The organism is Streptomyces sp. NPDC056144, from assembly GCF_042264145.1.
Taxonomy (GTDB): domain Bacteria; phylum Actinomycetota; class Actinomycetes; order Streptomycetales; family Streptomycetaceae; genus Streptomyces.
Genome location: NZ_JBHJVF010000006.1, coordinates 25,064 through 44,676, shown reverse-complemented (window position 1 = coordinate 44,676; position 19,613 = coordinate 25,064). Strand labels below are relative to the sequence as shown.

The following is a 19,613-nucleotide window of genomic DNA, read 5'->3' as shown; positions in this document are numbered from 1 at the left end:
CCGATGGACGGACACCGACGCAATCCTTTTGAACTGACCGACGAGTCGCCGGTGTACGTCATCTCGGTGGCGGCGCAGCTCTCCGGTCTCCACCCGCAGACCCTGCGGCAGTACGACCGGCTCGGCCTGGTCTCGCCGGACCGCACGGCCGGCCGGGGCCGGCGCTACTCGGCCCGTGACATCGAGCTGCTCCGTCAGGTGCAGCAGCTGTCGCAGGACGAGGGCATCAACCTCGCCGGGATCAAGCGGATCATCGAACTGGAGAACCAGGTCGCGGCGCTGCAGAGCCGGATCGCGGAGCTGTCGGCCGCGGTCGACGGCGCGGCGGCGGCGATGCGGCAGCGCGAGGCGCAGGTCCATGCCTCGTACCGCCGTGACCTGGTGCCGTACCAGGACGTGCAGCAGACGAGCGCGCTGGTCGTCTGGCGTCCGGCCAAGCGCGGCGAGTAGCACCTTCCGTCCTTCTGTCCCGAGGGCCCTGTCCACACCTGTGGGCGGGGCCCTCGGCGCGTACCCGCCGGACCGGCATGATCGGCAGGACGCCCTACGGGACGAGCTCGCCCACGATGTCCCCGACGGTCTCCCACCACGGCGAGGCGCCCGTGCCGAACGCGGCGGCGAGGGCGGTGCCGAGGGCGCGGTCGAGCGGGGTGGGCTCGGTGTCCCACTCGTCGACGACCCGCCCGTCGCCCGAGCTGACGAGCCGGCCGATCCGCCGCCCGTCGCGCGTGAGCCGGCTGTCCTCGTACCCGCAGGGCACGAGCCGGTAGCGGACGCCGTCGGAGGTCCGGACGTCGACCCGGTACGAGCGCCGCAGCAGCCGTCCGCGGGCCGGCCGGACGCGGGCGGGCTCGCCGTCGACGCTGAGGGCGAGCAGGGCGCCCTTGCGGGTGCCGATGGGGGTGTGGGCGTTCGGAGGCGTCCCCGGGGTCCGTACGAGCTCCACGGTGGGCAGCCCGTACCCGGAGACCCGGAGGGTGCCGGCGGCCCCGTCCAGAGCGACCTGCGTGTACATCCGGTCAGCCCCCCGGCTGCTCGTCGCCCTGGTCCTCACGGTCGAGGATCCCGGACCGCGCGATCAGATACCCGAGCTGCGCCCGGCTCCCGCTCCCGAGCGCGGCGGCGAGCTTGGCGATGTGCGCCCGGCAGGTCCGCACGTTCATCCCGAGCCGGCGGGCGATGGCCTCGTCGACATGGCCCTCGACGAGGAGTTTGGCGATGGAGCGCTGGACCCCGCCGACTCCCTCGACGGAGGGGCTGTAGGGCACCTCTTCCTCCCAGGGCGCGCCGTGCAGCCAGAACTGGTCGAAGACGCCGACGAGATACTGGATCAGGCCTTCGTGGCGCAGTTCGAGAGCGACCTGCCGGTCGGTCCTGGCCGGCACGAACGCGACCTTGCGGTCGACGATGATCAGCCGGTCGATGATCTCTTCGAGGGTGCGGAGTTCGAGGCCGTACGGGGCGACGCGCTCGACGTAGGCCAGCGTGGCGGGATGGTGGCGGGCGGTGTGCTGGTAGAGGGTGCGCATCCGGACGCCGCGGTTGAGCAGGGGTTCCATGCGCCGCAGCGCCGCTTCCAGCGTCTCGGGGCGCCTGCCGCTGCCGGGCTGGATGGTGAGGAGTTCCACCGTGCATTCGTTGATGACGTGGTCGAGTCTCGCGTTGATGACGCCGAGGCCTTCGAGGACGGTGATCGCCTGAGTGGCGGAGGGGTCCTGGGCGTGGATGGCGAGGAAGGGCTCGAAGACGTCGGCCAGGGCGATGGCGTGCTGGCGCCGGGCCTGTATCTCCCGCTCGATCGGGTGGATGAGCTGGTTGAGCGCTATCGAAGGCGGAACCGCGCGGAGCAGGTTGCTGTCGTCCGGGTCAGGATGAAGGAGGGAGAGCTCCGTGAGGCACGGGGCCGCCTCGGCCTCGGAACGGGCGATTCGACCCGTGCGGAGGGCGTTCGCGTAGAGCTCTTTACCCACGTCACAAAGCTCACCGTGACTGTGGTTATGTCCCGATCTGTCATCTTCGAGCATGGTTTACACCCCCCTCAGGGTCATGAATTACAGGAACATGATGCCCGGGTTGGCTGGTGAAAAGGGTGTTCCGTGAGCCATCGTCTTAGCGCGGGGCGGAGTAGTGATCAAATGAGGTGGAGATCGGCCATGACCAGGATGGTTCGTGCACTTAGCGCCATAGCCGTTGCGGCGGCTGCTCTTGGTGCGCTCGCAGCCAATGGCGAGCCCTCGTGGGAGAGCACCCCGGCGCATGCGGTGGTCGCTGGCCCGAACGAGCCCTCGTGGGAGAGCACCCCCGCGCACGTTCTGCTCGCCGGCCCGGGAGAGCCTTCCTGGGAGACCGCACCCAAGGGCGCGGCCGCGTGAGTGCCCCACCCGACGACCGCCGCTTCCGCCGGGAGATGGCCACGGCCTACCGGTCCGGCTGGCACTTCGTCGATCTCGCCACCGCCATCCCCCGACGCGGCGACTCGCTCAAGGTCACCGTCCTCGGAGAGCCGATCGTCATCGCGCGGGAAGAGGACGACGACGTCCGGGCGTACCGCTGCCTCCGCCGTCCCCGCGGCGCCCCGCAGCCGATCCGCTGTGCCATCCGGTACGGCATGATCTTCGTCAATCTCGACCGCAGGGACCACCAGCTGGTCGAGCCCAGAACCATCACCGTCACCACCCCCCGCAGTGCCTGAGCGATTCCCCCGTCGTCATAGATCGCTCCGGCACTTCCCCCACACAGCGGCGCCATCGCGGACCTGAAACGCGATGGCGCCGCTGTGCGTCTCCGTTCAGGAGTGCGTACGGGTCAGGCGCGGCCCATCGCGCGCGTGAGGGCGATCTCGATGACGACCCGGTCCGGGTTGGGGGCCGGGACCCGGTTGTACCGGGTCGCGTAGCGGTCGACCGCGTCGGCGACGACCTCCGGCTCCGTACGGATGCGGGCCACGCCCTCCAGCGTCGCCCAGCGCCCCTTGTCCACCTGGCACACCGCCACGCGCGCCCCGTCCGCGCCCGCCGCGAGCACGTTGGCGACCTTGCGGCTGTGCTTGTTCGTGATCACCCGCGCGTACCCGCCCTCGGGGTCGTACGTGACGCCGACCGCCACCACGTGCGGGGTGCCGTCCGGGCGCGGGGTCGTCAGGGTGCACATGTGGTACTCGCGCCAGAAGCTGAGGTACGAGTCGGAAGGGTTCCTCGGGTCAGTGGCCATGCCCTGAAAGATACCGTGCCCCGGCATCACCTTGAGCGGAATAGGCTCAACTTTGTGTACGTTGGAAGAGTCATAGGGGGCAACCCGCCCGTACCGTCGTACCGCACAGGAGGAGCACCGCACCGTGGACGTCGAACTGACCAACCGGAGCCGGGACGCGATCAACGCGGCATCGAGCCGCGCCGTGTCCGAGGGGAACGCGGACCTCACCCCCGCGCATCTGCTTCTGGCCCTGCTCACGGGTCAGGACAACGAGAACATCACCGACCTGCTCGCCGCCGTCGAGGCCGACCAGGCGGTCGTGCGCTCCGGCGCGGAGCGGCTGATCGCCGCCCAGCCGAGCGTCACGGGGTCCACGGTCTCGCCCCCGCAGCCCAACCGCGAGTTCCTCGCCGTCATCGCCGACGCCGACAAGCGCGCCAAGGAGCTCGGCGACGAGTTCCTCTCCACCGAGCACCTCCTCGTCGGCCTCGCCGCCAAGGGCGGACAGGCCGGTGAGATCCTCGACCGGCAGGGCGCGAGCGCTTCGAAGCTGCTCGACGCGTTCGAGAAGAGCAGGGGAGGACGCCGGGTGACCACACCCGACCCGGAGGGGCAGTACAAGGCGCTGGAGAAGTTCGGCACGGACTTCACGGCCGCCGCGCGCGAGGGCAAGCTCGACCCGGTCATCGGCCGGGACCACGAGATCCGCCGCGTCGTGCAGGTGCTCTCCCGCCGCACCAAGAACAACCCGGTCCTCATCGGCGAGCCCGGTGTCGGCAAGACCGCCGTCGTCGAGGGCCTCGCCCAGCGGATCGTGAAGGGCGACGTGCCCGAGTCGCTCAAGAACAAGCGCCTGGTCTCGCTCGACCTCGGCGCCATGGTCGCGGGAGCCAAGTACCGCGGCGAGTTCGAGGAGCGGCTGAAGACCGTCCTCGCCGAGATCAAGGCCAGCGACGGCCAGATCATCACCTTCATCGACGAGCTCCACACGGTCGTCGGCGCGGGCGCCGGCGGCGACTCCGCCATGGACGCCGGCAACATGCTGAAGCCGATGCTGGCCCGCGGCGAGCTCCGCATGGTCGGCGCGACGACCCTCGACGAGTACCGCGAGCGCATCGAGAAGGACCCCGCCCTGGAGCGCCGCTTCCAGCAGGTCCTGGTCGCCGAGCCGACGGTCGAGGACACCATCGCGATCCTCCGCGGCCTGAAGGGCCGGTACGAGGCCCACCACAAGGTGCAGATCAACGACTCCGCCCTGGTGGCCGCCGCGACCCTCTCCGACCGGTACATCACCTCCCGCTTCCTCCCCGACAAGGCCATCGACCTCGTCGACGAGGCCGCCTCCCGGCTCCGCATGGAGATCGACTCCTCGCCCGTCGAGATCGACGAGCTCCAGCGCTCCGTCGACCGGCTCCGCATGGAGGAGCTGGCCCTCAAGAACGAGACGGACGCGGCGAGCAAGCAGCGGCTGGAGAAGCTGCGCCGCGACCTCGCCGACCGCGAGGAGGAGCTGCGCGGCCTCACCGCCCGCTGGGAGAAGGAGAAGCAGTCCCTCAACCGGGTCGGCGAGCTGAAGGAACGTCTCGACGAGACCCGCGGCCGGGCCGAGCGCGCCCAGCGCGACGGCGACTTCGACACCGCCTCCCAGCTGCTCTACGGGGAGATCCCCGGCCTGGAGCGGGAGCTGGCCGAGGCCACCGAGGCCGAGCGCGAGGCCGCCAAGGACACCATGGTCAAGGAGGAGGTCGGACCGGACGACATCGCGGACGTCGTCGGCGCCTGGACCGGCATCCCCGCCGGCCGCCTCCTGGAGGGCGAGACGCAGAAGCTGCTCCGCATGGAGGAGGAGCTCGGCAGGCGCCTGATCGGCCAGTCCGAGGCCGTCAGGGCCGTCTCCGACGCCGTGCGCCGCACGCGCGCCGGGATCGCCGACCCCGACCGCCCCACCGGTTCCTTCCTCTTCCTCGGTCCCACCGGCGTCGGCAAGACCGAGCTGGCGAAGGCGCTCGCGGACTTCCTCTTCGACGACGAGCGGGCCATGATCCGCATCGACATGTCGGAGTACTCCGAGAAGCACTCCGTCGCCCGGCTCGTCGGCGCTCCTCCCGGCTACGTCGGGTACGAGGAGGGCGGCCAGCTCACGGAGGCGGTCCGCCGCCGCCCGTACAGCGTGGTGCTCCTGGACGAGGTGGAGAAGGCCCACCCCGAGGTCTTCGACATCCTGCTCCAGGTCCTCGACGACGGCCGGCTGACCGACGGACAGGGACGGACGGTGGACTTCCGCAACACCATCCTCATCCTGACCTCCAACCTCGGCAGCCAGTTCCTCGTCGACCCGGTGACCTCGGACGAGGTGAAGAAGCAGCAGGTCCTGGACGTGGTCAGGGCCAGTTTCAAGCCGGAGTTCCTGAACCGCCTCGACGACCTGGTGGTCTTCTCGGCGCTCGACCGGGCCGAGCTCGGCCGGATCGCCCGCCTCCAGATCGACCGGCTCGCCAAGCGGCTCGCCGACCGGCGGCTCACCCTGGACGTCACCCCGGAGGCCCTGGAGTGGCTCGCCGAGGAGGGCAACGACCCCGCGTACGGAGCCAGGCCCCTGCGCCGTCTCATCCAGACGGCGATCGGCGACCGGCTCGCGAAGGAGATCCTCGCGGGCGAGGTCACGGACGGCGACACGGTCCGCGTGGACCGGTTCGAGGACGGCCTGATCGTCGGCCCGGCCCGCTGAACGCACAGGTGAAGGGGGATGTTCTTGTCAGCCCGCAGCGGATCGCGGCTGCCGGGACTCCCCCGAACCCCCCGACATGGGGGAGGATGGCGAGCATCCGTACGAAGGGAAAAACACGGTGAGCATCGACCCGTCCTCGATTCCGAATTTCGGGGGCCAGCCCCAGCCTCAGGCCGCAGGACCGGCGGGCCCCGTCGTCCCCGACCAGGACCTCGTCAAGCAGCTCCTCGACCAGATGGAGCTCAAGTACGTCATCGACGACGAGGGTGACCTCGCGGCTCCGTGGGAGGAGTTCCGCACGTACTTCATGTTCCGCGGCGAGGACGAGCAGCAGGTCTTCTCCGTGCGGACGTTCTACGACCGCCCGCACTCGGCCGACGACCGCGCCAAGGTCCTCGACGCGATCGACGACTGGAACCGCCGCACCCTGTGGCCGAAGGTCTACACCCACCTCCACGAGGAGGAGGACGGCTCCGCCACCCTCCGCCTCATCGGTGAGGCCCAGATGCTGATCGGCACCGGCGTCGCCCTGGAGCACTTCGTGTCCTCCACGGTCAGCTGGGTCCGCGCCTCCATCGAGTTCGACAAGTGGGTCGTGGAGCAGTTCGGTCTGGAGTCCGCCGAGGAGAAGACCGAGGGCGACGAGGCCTGAGCCTCCTCCTCCGCACGTCACGAGAGCCCGGTCCCCGTACGTCACGGGGGCCGGGCTCTCGTGCGCGGTGCGGCCGTCCGGGCTCAGCCCGCCAGGGCCTTGAGGCGGGTCACCGCCTCCTCCAGGACCTCCGTCTTCTTGCAGAAGGCGAAGCGGACGAAGGGCGCGCCCTCCTCGCGGTGGTCGTAGAAGACGGCGTTCGGGATGGCGACGACACCGGCCCGCTCCGGGAGCGCGCGGCAGAAGGCGAAGCCGTCGGTGGCGCCGAGCGGGCGGATGTCGGTGGTGACGAAGTACGTGCCCGCCGGTCGGTAGACCGCGAAGCCGGCCTGCGCGAGGCCCTCGCTCAGCAGGTCCCGCTTGGCCGCCAGGTCGGCGCGCAGGCCGTCGAAGTACGTCGCCGGGAGCCGGAGCGCCTCGGCCACCGCGTACTGGAACGGGCCGGCGGAGACGTACGTGAGGAACTGCTTCGCCGAGCGGACGGCGGAGGTCAGGGCGGGGCTCGCGGTGATCCAGCCGACCTTCCAGCCGGTGAAGGAGAAGGTCTTGCCGGCCGAGCCGATGGTGACGGTCCGCTCCCGCATGCCGGGCAGGGTCGCGATCGGGATGTGGACGGCGTCGTCGAAGACGAGGTGCTCGTACACCTCGTCGGTGACCACGAGCAGGTCGCGTTCGACGGCGAGCTCGGCGATGGCGGTGAGCTCGGCGCGGGTGAGGACGGTGCCGGTGGGGTTGTGGGGGGTGTTGAGGAGGATGAGACGGGTCTTGTCGGTGACGGCGGCCCGCAGTTCGTCGAGGTCGAGGACGTAGGTGCCCTCGTGCGGGCGGAGCGTGACCGGGACGCGGGTGCCGCCGGCCATGGCGACGCAGGCCGCGTACGAGTCGTAGTACGGCTCCAGGGCGACGACCTCGTCACCGGGCTCGACCAGGGCCAGCAGGGCCGCCGCGATCGCCTCGGTGGCGCCCGCCGTGACCAGGACCTCCGTGTCGGGGTCGTACCCGAGGCCGTACCGCTCGCGCTGGTGGTCGGCGATCGCCGTGCGCAGTTCGGGGACGCCGGGGCCGGGCGGGTACTGGTTGCCGCGGCCGTCCCGCAGCGCGCGGACCGCGGCCTCGCGGACCTCCTCGGGCCCGTCGGTGTCGGGGAAGCCCTGGCCGAGGTTGATCGACCCCGTCGCGGCGGCGAGTGCGGACATCTCGGCGAAGATCGTCGTCCCGAACTCGGCGAGCCGGCGGTTCAGCAGCGGTCGTGTCATGACGGCCATCCTGGGGGGAAGCTCTGGACTTCCTCAAGTGCGCTTTGGCCGGGGTTCGGGGTGGGGATCCCCCCGGCATGAACATCGTCGCTCTCTTCATCGTCGGGGTCGCCGTCGTGATCGCGTTCGCGACAGCGGTCGTCTCGTTCGTGCTGCGGGTCAAGGTGCGCTCCCGCCGGAGGTCCGGCAGCTGGCGGGCCGGGTCGTCGTCGACGTCCTCGTCGAGCTCGTCCTCGTCCTCGTCCTCCTCCTGCTCGTCCTCGTTCTTCTCGTGCTCGTCCTCCTCGTGTTCGAGCTCCTCCTGCTCCTCGTCCTCCTGCAGCTGACGCGCGCGGTCGGTCGGCACGTGACGTTGGCATTCCGGCGCATCTTGTCGATCGAATCTGATTGAACAAGTGAACTGTGGTCTCCCCGAAGGGGTTGGAAACCACGGCAAGTTGGGTAAAAACGCTGCGAGTCGCCCGGGGTCCGTGGTTCTCTCGCTCCTGACAGAGACAGCCCTCGGACCGTGTGTGGAACCGAGCCGGCGATCCCCCCACTCCTCCCGTTGGACCCTCTCCGGGGCGCCCCCGGCCCACCCGTCAAACCGTGTTTGCGGAGCCGATCCATGCTCACCACCCTGAAAACCTCCTACACCGACACCCGCGCGGCCGATCTGGCCTGGGCCCTCGGGCGCGAGCCGCTGCCCGCCCTGGCCGTGCTCGACCTCGAACTCACCGGCGCCAAGCTCCAGTTGCGGCTGCTCGGCGCCTCCCATCAGGTCCTCCTCGAAGAGGACGGGGGCCGCTGCTCGGAGACCGTCGCCTGCATGCCGGGCAGCAGCACCCCGCTCCCGCTCGGCGTCTCCAAGCGCGTCGGCGAATGGGAGTACGAATTCGCCGCCCGCGTCGAGACGCTCTCGCACGGCTCCTTCGCGGGCCGCGCGCAGGAGCTGCTCGCCCTCGTCGCCGATCACCCGAACGGCCTCGCGGGGACGTTCCCCGGTTCCCCGCACGCCTTCACGGCGATGCTGGCGCAGCGTCACGAGGGCCAGGTGCGGTGGCGCACCTGGCACGCCTACCCGCAGGAGGGGCAGTTGGTCGTCACCAGGACCCGCATCGGCGCACGTATGCCGGCGGCGCTCTGATACGCCCCTCCGGTGCCCCAGGTGCACTCGTGTGGGTGACAGGGGGCGCGTAAGTCGTGACGTAGCGTTACGTTCATGATCGAGCCGACCGTGACCATGCCACCCACCAGGGTGCGCCAACCGCCCGTGTGGCGGCGCGAGCGGCCCGGGCGGCGGAAGCGACGGAAGCGGTCGACCCGGCCGGGTGACGCGGTGCGGTTCCCGGTCCTGGCCGTGGTCTTCGTCTGCGCCGCCTGCGGACTGGTCTACGAGCTCGAACTGGTCGCGCTCGCGTCCTACTTGATCGGCGACTCGGTCACCCAGGCCTCCGTCGTGCTCTCCGTGATGGTCTTCGCGATGGGCGTGGGCTCCCTCCTCGCCAAGCGGCTGCGCTGCCGCGCCGCCGTCGGCTTCGGCCTGGTCGAGGGCGGGCTCGCGCTCGTCGGCGGCTGCTCGGCCCTCGTGCTGTACGCGGCCTTCGCCTGGCTCGGCGAGTCGCGGTACGTCGTCGTGGCGTTCTCGCTGGCCATCGGGGTCCTCATCGGCGCGGAGATCCCGCTGCTCATGACCCTCATACAGAGGGCGCAACACGGGCGGCGGGGCGCTCCGCGCGCGGAGCAGGACGACGCCGCCGGGACGGTCGCCGACCTCTTCGCCGCGGACTACGTCGGCGCGCTCGTCGGCGGTCTCGCCTTCCCCTTCCTGCTGCTGCCCTGGCTCGGCCAGCTCACCGGGGCGCTCGTCACCGGCGCGGTGAACGTCGTCGCGGGCGGCGGTCTCGTCCTGTGGGTCTTCCGCCGCGACCTGACCCCCCGGTCCCGGGCCCTCCTCGTCGCCGTGAACCTCGCGGTCCTCGCCGTCCTGGCCACGGCGACCGTCCTCGTCGACGACTTCGAGGAGGCCGCGCGCCGGGCGGTGTACGGGGAGCGGGTGCGGGTCGCTGTCCACACCGAGCTCCAGGAGGTCGTCGTCACGGGGGGCCGCGAAGGACCGCCCGACCTGTTCCTCGACGGCCGCCTGCGGGTCGCGGGCCGGGACGAGTACCGCTACCACGAGGCGCTCGTCCACCCGGCGATGGCCGGACCGCACGCCCGCGTCCTGATCGTCGGCGGCGGGGACGGCCTCGCCGCCCGGGAGGCCCTGCGGTACCCCGACGTCCGCTCCGTCACCGTCGTCGAACTCGACCCCGGGGTCGTCCGCCTCGCCCGTACGGACCCCGCCCTCGCCTCGCTCAACGGCCAGGCGTTCCGCGACCCGCGCGTCCGGGTGGTCCACGCGGACGCGTTCAACTGGCTCAGGGACGCCGCCGATCGTGTGCGGGAACGGTACGACGTGGTGATCTCCGACCTCCCGGACCCGGGCATCACCTCCAGCACCAAGCTGTACGCGGAGGAGTTCTACGGGCTCGCGGCCCGGGTCCTCACCCGCTCCGGGCGGTTCGCCGTCCACGCGGGCTCGGCCGGCGACCGGCCCCACACCTACTGGACCGTGGACGCCACCCTGCGCGCCGCGGGCTTCGCGACCCGCCCGTACAGCGCGAGCGGCCGCACCCCCGGCTTCGCCGCGGGCCCCGACCGCGCCGACCGCACCGGCGGTACGGAGCGGGGGCCCGACGACTGGGGCCTCCTCCTGGCCGTACCGGGCACGCGCCCGCCCGCCCTCGCCCTCCCGGCCGGAGCACCCCGGCTGCGCTCCCTCTCCGTCGCGGCCCTGGAGGCGGCGGCGCGCCGCGCCGAACGGACCAGGGGTGCGGAACTGCCGCCCTCGACGCTGGTCCACCCGCGCTACGGGCGCTGAGCGGGAGTGACGTACCGGGGCGCGCGGGCCCCGGCGCAAAGAGGCGACGCCGCGCCCCGGCCTGAGTAGGCTCGCTTTCCATGGACCACGAGGTGTTCGTTCCGGTACCGGCCGAGGCCCTGCGCGCGACGCTCACGGACCCCGCCCGGGTGGCACGCTGCGTGCCCGGCCTCCTGCGCGACGCGGACGCGGCGGCGGGGCCCCTCGCGGGCCGCCTCAAGGTCCGGGTCGGCACCCACACCATCACCTACCGGGGCGCCGTGAAGGTCGTCGAGCGGGACGGTGCCATCACCTACGAGGGGCAGGGCACGGAGGCGCGCGGCAAGGGTTCCGCGGAGCTCTCCCTGACTGTCGTCCTCACTCCGGTGGACCAAGGGACGAGTCTGAGCTTCACCGGGGCCCTGACAGCGGTCGGCCGGCTCGCCGAGGCGACCGAGGAGGCCCGCGCGACGACCGCCGTGCGGCTGATCGACCGGTTCGTGGAGTCGGTGGCCGAGGAGGCGGAGCGCACGGCCGAGGCCGCGGCGGACCGGGGCGCTGACGGAGGCGTGGAAGACGGCGTGGAAGACGGCGCGGGCGGTGGCGTGGACGACGACGGGGTGGACGACGGCGTCGACGAGCCGTCCGGCGCGGGCGCCGGCATCGGCCTCGACGGGCCCGACCCGACCTCCTCCCTCGACCCGCTGCTCGACGAGGACTTCGGCCCCGTCCCCGTCGAGTTCCCCGCGCCGCAGCCCGCCGCCGAGGCCGCCCACGCCCGGCGGACGATGATCGGCCGGAGCGCCGAGGAGGTCGACCACGCCCCGCCGCGCGGCCGGTACGCCCCCGTCCCCGCCCCCGAGGCCGGCGGCGCGGGCGCCACCCTGCGCTGGGTCGCCCCGGCCGCCGCCCTCGCCCTCGCCTCGGCCGTCGTCATCGGCCGCGCTCTGCGCCGCAGGCGCTGAAGCGGCGTCACCGCCTACGGCGGTCCGACTGGATAGGGTCGGGGTGTGAGTACGAAGACGCGACTGACGGCGGGCGACGCCGAGTTGACCATCAACCCCGAGCACGGCTGCCGGATCGAGAGCCTGCGCGTGGGCGGCACCGAGATCCTGCGCCAGGGCGAGCGGTTCGGAAGCTTCCCGATGGCGCCCTGGTGCGGGCGGACCGAGAACGGCGTCTTCCGCAACGGGGCGACCACCCATCAGCTGCCGGTCACCGCACCTCCGCACGCCATCCACGGCACCGTCCGGGACGTCCCCTGGAAGACCGCCCGCGCCACCGCGACCGAGGCCGTCTTCACCTGCGAGCTCGGCGACCCGTGGCCGTACAGGGGCACGGTCACGCAGGTCTTCGAGCTGGCCGAGGACTCCCTCACGCTCCGCTTCGGGATCGAGACGTACGACGACTCCTTCCCGGCCCAGGCCGGCTGGCACCCCTGGTTCCTGCGGAACCTCGGGCAGGGCGGCCAGGACGTCCGGATCGACTTCACCCCCGCCTGGCAGGAGGAGCGCGGCGCGAACCACCTCCCCACCGGCCGCCGCATCGAGCCCCTCCCGGGCCCCTGGGACGACTGCTTCGGCATGCCGGGCGGTGTCGACGTCACCCTCACCTGGCCGGAGGAGCTGGAGGTGAAGGTGAAGAGCCGCGCCGAATGGGTCGTCCTCTACGACGAGCCGGAGGAGGCCGTCTGCGTCGAGCCGCAGTCCGGTCCGCCGAACGGCCTCAACACGCACCCGCGTCTCGTGACCCCGATCGACCCCCTGGAGGTCGAGTCGGTCTGGAGCTGGCGGCGTCTGTAACGGAACGCCCCTTAAGCTGCTGACCATGACTGACGTACGCGCTGAGCTGCTCCAGCAGATCAAGGACAAGGCCGTGGTGCACGGCAAGGTGACCCTCTCCTCGGGTCTGGAAGCCGACTACTACATCGACCTGCGCCGGATCACGCTGGACGGCGAGGCCGCGCCGCTGGTGGGTCAGGTCATGCTCGACCTCACCGCCGAGCTCGACTTCGACTGCGTCGGTGGCCTGACGCTCGGCGCCGACCCGGTCGCGACCTCGATGCTGCACGCCTCGGCCGCGCGCGGTCAGCGCCTCGACGCCTTCGTCGTCCGCAAGGCGCAGAAGGCGCACGGCATGCAGCGCCGTATCGAGGGCACGGACGTGAAGGGCCGTCGCTGCCTCGTCGTCGAGGACACCTCGACGACCGGCGGCTCGCCGCTCACCGCCGTCGAGGCGGTCCGCGAGGCCGGCGGCGAGGTCGTCGCCGTCGCCACGATCGTGGACCGGGGCGCGGCCGACGCCATCGCCGGGGCGGGCCTGCCGTACCTCACGGGCTACCAGCTCGGCGACCTCGGCCTGGCGTAACCGCCGCGAAGTCGTGACTTAGGTCCCGGGACCCGTACAGCGCGGTCCTGACCTGCGTTTTTGCCGAAGGGCGGGGTGTTTCACGTGAAACACCCCGCCCTTCGGGCTGTCCGGCCCGTGGGAGGTCGGGCGAGAGTCTGAAAGGATGGGGTCGACGATGACGTCGCCCCCAGGTCAGGGACAGCAACGCACACACCCCGCACATCACAAGGAGCGGACGAATGCCCATCGCAACCCCCGAGGTCTACAACGAGATGCTCGACCGGGCGAAGGCTGGCAAGTTCGCCTACCCGGCCATCAACGTGACCTCGACGCAGACCCTGCACGCTGCGCTGCGCGGCTTCGCGGAGGCCGAGAGCGACGGCATCATCCAGATCTCGACCGGTGGAGCCGAGTTCCTGGGCGGCCAGTACAACAAGGACATGGTCACGGGCGCCGTTGCCCTGGCCGAGTTCGCGCACATCGTCGCCGCGAAGTACGACATCACGGTCGCGCTGCACACCGACCACTGCCCGAAGGACAAGCTGGACGGCTACGTCCGTCCGCTGCTCGACATCTCCGCCGAGCGCGTCGCCCGTGGCGAGAACCCGCTGTTCCAGTCCCACATGTGGGACGGCTCCGCCGAGACCCTCTCCGACAACCTGGCCATCGGCCAGGAGCTGCTCGCGAAGGCCCACGCCGCCAAGATCATCCTTGAGGTCGAGATCACCCCGACCGGCGGCGAGGAGGACGGCGTCAGCCACGAGATCAACGACGAGCTGTACACGACCGTCGACGACGCGATCCGCACCGCCGAGGCCCTGGGCCTGGGCGAGAAGGGCCGCTACCTGCTCGCCGCCTCCTTCGGCAACGTGCACGGCGTCTACAAGCCGGGCAACGTCGTCCTGCGCCCCGAGCTCCTCAAGGACCTCCAGGCCGGTGTCGCCGCGAAGTTCGGCAAGGCCGACCCGTTCGACTTCGTCTTCCACGGCGGCTCGGGCTCGACGGCCGAGGAGATCGCCACCGCGCTGGAGAACGGCGTCGTGAAGATGAACCTCGACACCGACACCCAGTACGCCTTCACCCGCCCGGTCGTGGACCACATGTTCCGCAACTACGCCGGTGTCCTGAAGGTCGACGGCGAGGTCGGCGTGAAGTCCACCTACGACCCGCGCACCTGGGGCAAGCTGGCCGAGGCCGGCATGGCCGTCCGCGTCACCGAGGCGTGTGCCGCGCTGCGCTCCACCGGCACGAAGCTGAAGTAAGGCCGTAAACGAAGGGCCCGGTACCTCTCAGGTACCGGGCCCTTCGTCATGTCGGGAGGACACCCCGCCCCGCGACGTCGGGAGGACACCCCGCCCCGCGCGAGGGTGCGGTCGGCCGCCCGCGCGAGGACCATGGCAGTCATGGCCGCCATGGACATCCGGCTGAGCTCGGGGACCGGCCGCTGGATCGTGTTCACGACCGTCCTCGGCTCCGGGATGGCGCTGCTCGACTCCACGGTCGTCAACGTCGCCCTGCCGCACATCGGCGAGGACCTGGACGCCGACCTCGGCGCGCTCCAGTGGACCGTCAACGCCTACATGCTGACCCTCGCGGGGCTGATCCTGCTCGGCGGGGCGCTCGGCGACCGCTACGGGCGGCGGCGGGTGTACGTGATCGGCGTCGTCTGGTTCGCCCTGGCCTCGCTGCTCTGCGGGTTCGCGCCGAACGCCGGGATCCTCATCGCGGCCCGCGCCCTCCAGGGCGTCGGCGGGGCGCTGCTCACGCCCGGCTCGCTCGCGCTGATCCAGGCGAGCTTCCACCCCGACGACCGGGCCAGGGCCGTCGGTCTGTGGTCCGGATTCGGCGGGGTGGGCGCGGCGATCGGGCCGTTCGTCGGCGGCTGGCTGGTGGACGGACCCGGCTGGCGGTGGGTGTTCTTCCTGAACGTGCCGCTGGCCGCGCTCTGCGTGCCGGTGGCGCTGCGGCACGTGCCCGAGTCGCGGGACGAGACCGCGCACGGCCGCTTCGACGTCCTCGGCGCGGTCCTGGGCGCGGCGGCGCTCGGCCTCGTGACGTACGCGCTGATCGGCGCGGCCTGGTGGGCCGGGGTGGCGGGCGTGGTCGTCGGGGCCGGGTTCGTGGCGGTGGAGCGGCGGCGCGGGGAGCGCGCGATGGCGCCGCCGTCGCTGTTCCGCTCGCGGCTCTTCACGGCCGTCAACCTGGTCACCCTCTGTGTGTACGCGGCGTTCGGCGGCTTCTTCTTCCTGGCCGCGCTCCAGCTCCAGGTGGTCTCCGGCTACTCGGCGCTCGGTGCCGGTACGGCCCTGCTGCCGACGACCGTCCTCATGCTGCTGCTCTCGGCGAAGTCGGGCGAGCTGGGGGAGCGGATCGGCCCCCGGATCCCGCTCACGGTGGGGCCACTGCTGTGCGCCGCGGGGATGCTCCTCATGCTGCGGGTCGGCCCCGACGCCTCGTACGTACGGGACGTGCTGCCCGCCCTCCTGGTGCTCGGGCTCGGCATGACGGCCCTGGTCGCGCCGCTGACGGCGACCGTCCTGGCCTCCGTGGACGTGACCAGGGCGGGGCTCGCGAGCGGCATCAACAACGCGGCAGCCCGCGCGGCCGGCCTCCTCGCGGTGGCGGCGCTGCCGCTGCTCGCCGGGATGGGCCCGGAGACGTACCGCTCGGCGGAGGAGTTCGACGAGGCCTTCGGCCGGGCGATGCCGATGTGCGCGGGCATCCTCGTGGTGGGCGCGGCCCTGGCCTGGACGACGATGCGCACCCCGGCCGCGGCGGACTGTCACCCGGAGTGCCGGGTGCACTGCGGGGTGACGTCCCCGCCGCTGGATCCGGGGGAGCGGGGAAGCCCGGGAACGGCGCCCTGAGGCAGACTGGCCCCATGGCCATCCACGAGAACCTCCTGGGGGGACCGGCCCCCACCCACCTGCCCGACGACCCGGGTCCGCGCGAGCTGCTCGCGAACGGCACGGCCCCCGCGGACGTCGCCGCGAAGTACCCGACCTCCTCGCTCGCCTGGGCGCGTCTCGCCGACGACGCCTTCGAGGGCGGCCGGGTCGTCGAGTCGTACGCGTACGCCCGTACCGGCTACCACCGCGGCCTCGACGCCCTGCGCCGCAGCGGCTGGAAGGGCCACGGCCCGGTGCCGTGGGAGCACGAGCCGAACCGCGGCTTCCTGCGCGCGCTGCACGCCCTCGCCCGCGCCGCCGAGGCGATCGGCGAGAAGGAGGAGTACGAGCGCTGCTCGACCTTCCTGCGCGACTCCTCGGAGACCGCGGCCGAGACGCTCGGCTGACGTCCTCCGCCGGCGAACCCCGCCGCCGTGACCCCGACACCCCTTCCCTCGGCGCGAGGGAAGGGGTGTTCGACCATCGCCGGGCCGATCGTGTCATGATGCGCATGGGACGGCGGGCGACGAAGCACGCCTCCCGAGGGGACCGGAGCTCCCGCGACGCGCGACCGAGCGCGTGCGCGGTGGAGCGGACCGCTACCTGGTCATCCGTATCGAGGAGACAGAAATGTCGACCTTCCAGGGTTCTCCCGATGCCACCGGAACCGGTTCGGTCGCCGATGCGCCGAACCTGGATTTCGCGGGCACCACACCGTACGAGGACTACGTCCAGGCGGACGTCCTCACCCACCTCCAGCACCTCCGCTCGGACGACCCCGGCGAGATGGTCTTCCTGGTCACCACCCAGGTCATGGAGCTGTGGTTCACGGTGATCGTCCACGAGTGGGAGACCGCGAGCCGCGCCCTGCGCGAGGACCGCGTCCCCGTCGCGATGGACGCGCTCAAGCGCTCGGTCCGCGAACTGGAGGCGCTCAACCACTCCTGGCGTCCGCTGGCCCAGCTCACCCCCGGCCAGTTCAACGCCTACCGCGCCGCGCTCGGCGAGGGCTCCGGCTTCCAGTCGGCGATGTACCGCCGGATGGAGTTCCTGCTCGGCGACAAGGCCGCCTCCATGCTGGTCCCGCACCGGGGCGCGCCCCGCGTCCACGCGGAGCTGGAGAAGGCGCTCCACGAGCCCAGCCTGTACGACGAGGTCCTCGGCCTCCTCGCCCGGCGCGGCCTGCCCGTCCCGGCGTCCGTCCTCTCCCGCGACCTCTCCCAGCGGTACGAGCCGTCCCCCGAGGTCGAGGCCGTCTGGGCCGGGATCTACGCGGACGCCGACCAGAACGGCGAGCTGGTCCGCCTCGGCGAGGCCCTCAGCGACGTCGCCGAACTCGTCTGGCGATGGCGCAACGACCACCTGGTGGCGACCCGCCGCGCGATGGGCTCGAAGACCGGCACCGGCGGCTCGGCGGGCGTGGCCTGGCTGGAGAAGCGCGCGCAGAAGAACGTGTTCCCCGAGCTGTGGACGGCGCGCAGCCATGTCTGATCTCGACAAGCGGGCTCTTGAGCTCGACGCCGCTGACGGACTGGCGGGGCACCGCGCGAAGTTCGCCATCGAGGACGGCGCCGTCTACCTCGACGGCAACTCCCTCGGCGCGCTCCCCGCGCACGTCCCGGCCCGCATGGCCGACGTCATCACCCGCGAGTGGGGCGAGCTGCGCATCCGCTCCTGGGGCGAGTCCGGCTGGTGGACCGCGCCGGAGCGGATCGGCGACCGCATAGCCCCGATCGTCGGGGCCGCGCCCGGGCGGATCGTGGTCGGCGACTCGACGAGCGTGAACGTCTTCAAGGCGGTCGTCGCGGCGGCCCGCCTGGCCGGCGAGGGCCGGGACGAGATCCTCGTCGACGCGACGACCTTTCCCACGGACGGGTACATCGCGGCGTCCGCCGCGCGCATGACGGGTCACACCCTCGTGCCCTGCGACCCGGCCGACATGGCGGCCGCCGCCGGTGACCGTACGGCACTCGCGCTCGTCAACCACGTCGACTACCGGACGGGTCGCCTCCAGGACCTCCCCGGCATCACCGCCGCGCTCCACGCGGCGGGCGCGCTGGCCGTCTGGGACCTGTGCCACAGCGCGGGCGCGCTGCCGGTCGGCCTGGACGCGCACGGCGTGGACCTCGCGGTCGGCTGCACGTACAAGTACCTGAACGGCGGCCCGGGTTCGCCCGCGTACCTCTACGTGGCCGAGCGCCACCAGGGCGCCTTCGACTCGCCGCTGCCGGGCTGGAACTCGCACGCGGACCCGTTCGGCATGACCCCCGGGTACGAGGCGGCCGAGGGCGCGGTCCGAGGCCGCGTCGGCACCCCCGACATCCTCTCCATGCTGGCCCTCGAATCGGCGCTCGACGTCTGGGACGGGGTCGCGATCGAGGACGTCCGGGCGAAGTCGCTCGCGCTCACGGACTTCTTCCTGGAGTGCGTGGCGGCGTACGTCCCCGAGGGCGCGGTCGCCTCGGTGACCCCGGCGGAGCACGGGGAGCGCGGCAGCCAGGTCGCCCTGTCCTGCGCGAACGCCCCGGCCGTGATGGACGAGTTGATCCGGCGCGGTGTGGTCGGCGACCTCCGCCGCCCGGACATCCTGCGGTTCGGCTTCACCCCGCTGTACGTCGGCTTCGCGGACGCGGAGCGGGCGGCGCGGACGCTGGCCGAGGTGCTCGCGGAGGTCTGATCATCAGCCGACGTGCGGGGGCGGCGGTCCTGGTACCGTCCGTCCCCGCAGGTCAGGTCTGGTCGGACCAATTCGGCCGCGTACCCGAGAGGTTGGAACAGCATGCCGGACCCCGCCGCGCGCGATGCCGCCGAAGAGGCGTCCGCCTTCTCGCACCCGGCCGTCGCCCCGGACGCCACCGCCGCGTACGGCGACCACCCCGACCAGGTGGTCGACTTCTACGCCCCGCGTGACGACGGAGCGACCAGGGCCCCGCTCGTCGTCGTCCTGCACGGCGGCGCGTGGCGGGCCCCGTACGACCGGCGGCACATCACGCCCTTCGCGGACTTCCTGGCCCGGCGCGGGTTCGCCGTGGCCAACGTCGAGTACCGGCGCGGCAGCGACATCCCCCATCAGGGGGGTACGGCCCCGGTGGCCGGCCGCTGGCCGGAGACCTTCGACGACGTGGCGGCGGCGCTCGACGCCGTACCGGACCTGGCGGCGGCCCACCTCCCGCGCGCGGACACCGCCCGCATGGTCCTGACGGGCCACTCGGCCGGCGGCCACCTGGCCCTCTGGGCCGCCGCCCGGCACGTCCTGCCGGCCGGCTCCCCCTGGCGCCTCCCGGCGGCCCCGCCCCTGCGGGGCGTCGTCGCCCTGGCCCCCATCGCCCACTTCGAACGGGCGGTGGAACGGGACGTGTGCGGCGGCGCGGTCGGTCAGCTCCTCGGCGCCGACTACGCGGGCCGGGCCCCGCACGCCGACCCGTCCCTCCTCCTGCCCACCGGCATCGCGACGACGGTCGTCCAGGGCCGCGAGGACGTCGTGGTCCCGTTCGAGGTCGCGGAGGCGTACGCGGAGGCGGCGGCGAAGGCGGGCGAGGAGGTGGGCCTCACGCTCCTGGAGGAGGTCGGCCACTTCCCGCTGATCGACCCGTCGGCGGACGCGTGCGCGGTGGCGGCGGAGGAGCTCTCCCAGCTGGCCTGGTAGCCCCGGACGCCTCCGCGTAGT

20 protein-coding genes are annotated in these 19,613 nt (G+C 72.3%); 16 read left to right on the top strand and 4 right to left on the bottom strand.

Going from position 1 to position 19,613, the window contains the following annotated elements; translation table 11 throughout:
* Positions 1–3 precede the first annotated feature (3 nt).
* Positions 4–450 (top strand): heat shock protein transcriptional repressor HspR, encoded by a 447-nt coding sequence (locus tag ACFC0Z_RS19515; RefSeq protein ID WP_376439290.1) that lies wholly within the window; start codon positions 4–6, stop codon positions 448–450.
* A 94-nt stretch (positions 451–544) separates the two neighbouring features.
* Here the strand turns inward: ACFC0Z_RS19515 and ACFC0Z_RS19510 are convergent, their stop codons facing one another.
* Positions 545–1,015, bottom strand: coding sequence for a hypothetical protein (locus tag ACFC0Z_RS19510; RefSeq protein WP_376439287.1), 471 nt, complete (start codon positions 1,013–1,015; stop codon positions 545–547).
* A gap of 4 nt (positions 1,016–1,019) precedes the next feature.
* A complete protein-coding gene (locus ACFC0Z_RS19505; RefSeq protein WP_376439284.1) occupies positions 1,020–2,024 on the bottom strand; it encodes a helix-turn-helix transcriptional regulator in 1,005 nt (334 codons plus the stop codon).
* A 344-nt stretch (positions 2,025–2,368) separates the two neighbouring features.
* On the opposite strand from ACFC0Z_RS19505, the gene ACFC0Z_RS19500 reads away from it, so the two are divergent.
* The gene (locus ACFC0Z_RS19500; RefSeq protein WP_376439282.1) at positions 2,369–2,692 is read left to right on the top strand and encodes a (2Fe-2S)-binding protein; all 324 of its coding nucleotides are present in this window, start codon (positions 2,369–2,371) and stop codon (positions 2,690–2,692) included.
* A gap of 113 nt (positions 2,693–2,805) precedes the next feature.
* Here ACFC0Z_RS19500 and ACFC0Z_RS19495 read toward each other — a convergent pair whose 3' ends face one another.
* Entirely contained in the window at positions 2,806–3,210 is a 405-nt protein-coding gene (locus ACFC0Z_RS19495) for a pyridoxamine 5'-phosphate oxidase family protein (RefSeq protein WP_376439279.1), read from the bottom strand.
* Between the two features lie 124 nt (positions 3,211–3,334).
* On the opposite strand from ACFC0Z_RS19495, the gene clpB reads away from it, so the two are divergent.
* Both clpB and ACFC0Z_RS19485 read left to right on the top strand, forming a co-directional pair.
* Positions 3,335–5,920 (top strand): ATP-dependent chaperone ClpB, encoded by a 2,586-nt coding sequence (gene clpB / locus ACFC0Z_RS19490; RefSeq protein ID WP_376439276.1) that lies wholly within the window; start codon positions 3,335–3,337, stop codon positions 5,918–5,920.
* A gap of 118 nt (positions 5,921–6,038) precedes the next feature.
* Positions 6,039–6,572, top strand: coding sequence for a YbjN domain-containing protein (locus ACFC0Z_RS19485; protein ID WP_376439273.1), 534 nt, complete (start codon positions 6,039–6,041; stop codon positions 6,570–6,572).
* An 83-nt stretch (positions 6,573–6,655) separates the two neighbouring features.
* Here the strand turns inward: ACFC0Z_RS19485 and ACFC0Z_RS19480 are convergent, their stop codons facing one another.
* Complete coding sequence (locus ACFC0Z_RS19480) at positions 6,656–7,828, bottom strand: pyridoxal phosphate-dependent aminotransferase (protein ID WP_376439270.1); 1,173 nt, start codon at positions 7,826–7,828, stop codon at positions 6,656–6,658.
* Positions 7,829–7,905: 77 nt separating this feature from the next.
* Between ACFC0Z_RS19480 and ACFC0Z_RS19475 the strand changes: the two genes are divergently transcribed.
* From ACFC0Z_RS19475 to ACFC0Z_RS19420, 12 genes are all read left to right on the top strand, one after another.
* Positions 7,906–8,154, top strand: a complete 249-nt coding sequence (locus ACFC0Z_RS19475; RefSeq protein ID WP_376439268.1) for a hypothetical protein — start codon at positions 7,906–7,908, stop codon at positions 8,152–8,154.
* Positions 8,155–8,435: 281 nt separating this feature from the next.
* Positions 8,436–8,954 (top strand): DUF2617 family protein, encoded by a 519-nt coding sequence (locus tag ACFC0Z_RS19470; protein WP_376439265.1) that lies wholly within the window; start codon positions 8,436–8,438, stop codon positions 8,952–8,954.
* Positions 8,955–9,029: 75 nt separating this feature from the next.
* Positions 9,030–10,730, top strand: a complete 1,701-nt coding sequence (locus ACFC0Z_RS19465; protein ID WP_376439263.1) for a polyamine aminopropyltransferase — start codon at positions 9,030–9,032, stop codon at positions 10,728–10,730.
* A gap of 80 nt (positions 10,731–10,810) precedes the next feature.
* Positions 10,811–11,674 carry an SRPBCC domain-containing protein gene (locus ACFC0Z_RS19460; protein WP_376439260.1) on the top strand — a complete coding sequence of 288 codons (864 nt, stop codon included), beginning with the start codon at positions 10,811–10,813 and terminating at the stop codon, positions 11,672–11,674.
* A 45-nt stretch (positions 11,675–11,719) separates the two neighbouring features.
* Complete coding sequence (locus ACFC0Z_RS19455; protein ID WP_376439257.1) at positions 11,720–12,511, top strand: aldose 1-epimerase; 792 nt, start codon at positions 11,720–11,722, stop codon at positions 12,509–12,511.
* A gap of 25 nt (positions 12,512–12,536) precedes the next feature.
* Positions 12,537–13,076: an orotate phosphoribosyltransferase gene (gene pyrE, locus ACFC0Z_RS19450; protein ID WP_376439255.1), complete on the top strand. Its 540-nt coding sequence runs from the start codon at positions 12,537–12,539 to the stop codon at positions 13,074–13,076.
* Between the two features lie 221 nt (positions 13,077–13,297).
* Positions 13,298–14,320 (top strand): class II fructose-bisphosphate aldolase, encoded by a 1,023-nt coding sequence (fbaA, locus tag ACFC0Z_RS19445; RefSeq protein WP_376439252.1) that lies wholly within the window; start codon positions 13,298–13,300, stop codon positions 14,318–14,320.
* A 150-nt stretch (positions 14,321–14,470) separates the two neighbouring features.
* Complete coding sequence (locus tag ACFC0Z_RS19440) at positions 14,471–15,925, top strand: MFS transporter (RefSeq protein ID WP_376440285.1); 1,455 nt, start codon at positions 14,471–14,473, stop codon at positions 15,923–15,925.
* Between the two features lie 14 nt (positions 15,926–15,939).
* Positions 15,940–16,353, top strand: coding sequence for a DUF3151 domain-containing protein (locus ACFC0Z_RS19435; protein WP_360798852.1), 414 nt, complete (start codon positions 15,940–15,942; stop codon positions 16,351–16,353).
* A 223-nt stretch (positions 16,354–16,576) separates the two neighbouring features.
* Positions 16,577–17,437: a tryptophan 2,3-dioxygenase gene (locus ACFC0Z_RS19430; protein ID WP_376439249.1), complete on the top strand. Its 861-nt coding sequence runs from the start codon at positions 16,577–16,579 to the stop codon at positions 17,435–17,437.
* Positions 17,430–18,623 carry a kynureninase gene (kynU, locus tag ACFC0Z_RS19425; protein ID WP_376439247.1) on the top strand — a complete coding sequence of 398 codons (1,194 nt, stop codon included), beginning with the start codon at positions 17,430–17,432 and terminating at the stop codon, positions 18,621–18,623. The genes ACFC0Z_RS19430 and kynU overlap by 8 nt, the downstream gene beginning before the upstream one ends.
* Before the next feature lie 102 nt (positions 18,624–18,725).
* Complete coding sequence (locus ACFC0Z_RS19420; protein WP_376439244.1) at positions 18,726–19,592, top strand: alpha/beta hydrolase; 867 nt, start codon at positions 18,726–18,728, stop codon at positions 19,590–19,592.
* The last annotated feature ends 21 nt before the right edge of the window (positions 19,593–19,613 follow it).

What these genes read in the sequence shown, in the direction of transcription:
- ACFC0Z_RS19515 (WP_376439290.1), top strand. Translation starts at nt 4, where the DNA reads ATGGACGGACACCGACGCAATCCTTTTGAACTGACCGACGAGTCGCCG.
- ACFC0Z_RS19510 (WP_376439287.1), bottom strand. Translation starts at nt 1,015, where the DNA reads ATGTACACGCAGGTCGCTCTGGACGGGGCCGCCGGCACCCTCCGGGTC.
- ACFC0Z_RS19505 (WP_376439284.1), bottom strand. Translation starts at nt 2,024, where the DNA reads ATGCTCGAAGATGACAGATCGGGACATAACCACAGTCACGGTGAGCTT.
- ACFC0Z_RS19495 (WP_376439279.1), bottom strand. Translation starts at nt 3,210, where the DNA reads ATGGCCACTGACCCGAGGAACCCTTCCGACTCGTACCTCAGCTTCTGG.
- ACFC0Z_RS19480 (WP_376439270.1), bottom strand. Translation starts at nt 7,828, where the DNA reads ATGACACGACCGCTGCTGAACCGCCGGCTCGCCGAGTTCGGGACGACG.
- ACFC0Z_RS19475 (WP_376439268.1), top strand. Translation starts at nt 7,906, where the DNA reads ATGAACATCGTCGCTCTCTTCATCGTCGGGGTCGCCGTCGTGATCGCG.
- ACFC0Z_RS19470 (WP_376439265.1), top strand. Translation starts at nt 8,436, where the DNA reads ATGCTCACCACCCTGAAAACCTCCTACACCGACACCCGCGCGGCCGAT.
- ACFC0Z_RS19465 (WP_376439263.1), top strand. Translation starts at nt 9,030, where the DNA reads ATGATCGAGCCGACCGTGACCATGCCACCCACCAGGGTGCGCCAACCG.
- ACFC0Z_RS19460 (WP_376439260.1), top strand. Translation starts at nt 10,811, where the DNA reads ATGGACCACGAGGTGTTCGTTCCGGTACCGGCCGAGGCCCTGCGCGCG.
- pyrE (WP_376439255.1), top strand. Translation starts at nt 12,537, where the DNA reads ATGACTGACGTACGCGCTGAGCTGCTCCAGCAGATCAAGGACAAGGCC.
- fbaA (WP_376439252.1), top strand. Translation starts at nt 13,298, where the DNA reads ATGCCCATCGCAACCCCCGAGGTCTACAACGAGATGCTCGACCGGGCG.
- ACFC0Z_RS19440 (WP_376440285.1), top strand. Translation starts at nt 14,471, where the DNA reads ATGGACATCCGGCTGAGCTCGGGGACCGGCCGCTGGATCGTGTTCACG.
- ACFC0Z_RS19435 (WP_360798852.1), top strand. Translation starts at nt 15,940, where the DNA reads ATGGCCATCCACGAGAACCTCCTGGGGGGACCGGCCCCCACCCACCTG.
- ACFC0Z_RS19430 (WP_376439249.1), top strand. Translation starts at nt 16,577, where the DNA reads ATGTCGACCTTCCAGGGTTCTCCCGATGCCACCGGAACCGGTTCGGTC.
- kynU (WP_376439247.1), top strand. Translation starts at nt 17,430, where the DNA reads ATGTCTGATCTCGACAAGCGGGCTCTTGAGCTCGACGCCGCTGACGGA.
- ACFC0Z_RS19420 (WP_376439244.1), top strand. Translation starts at nt 18,726, where the DNA reads ATGCCGGACCCCGCCGCGCGCGATGCCGCCGAAGAGGCGTCCGCCTTC.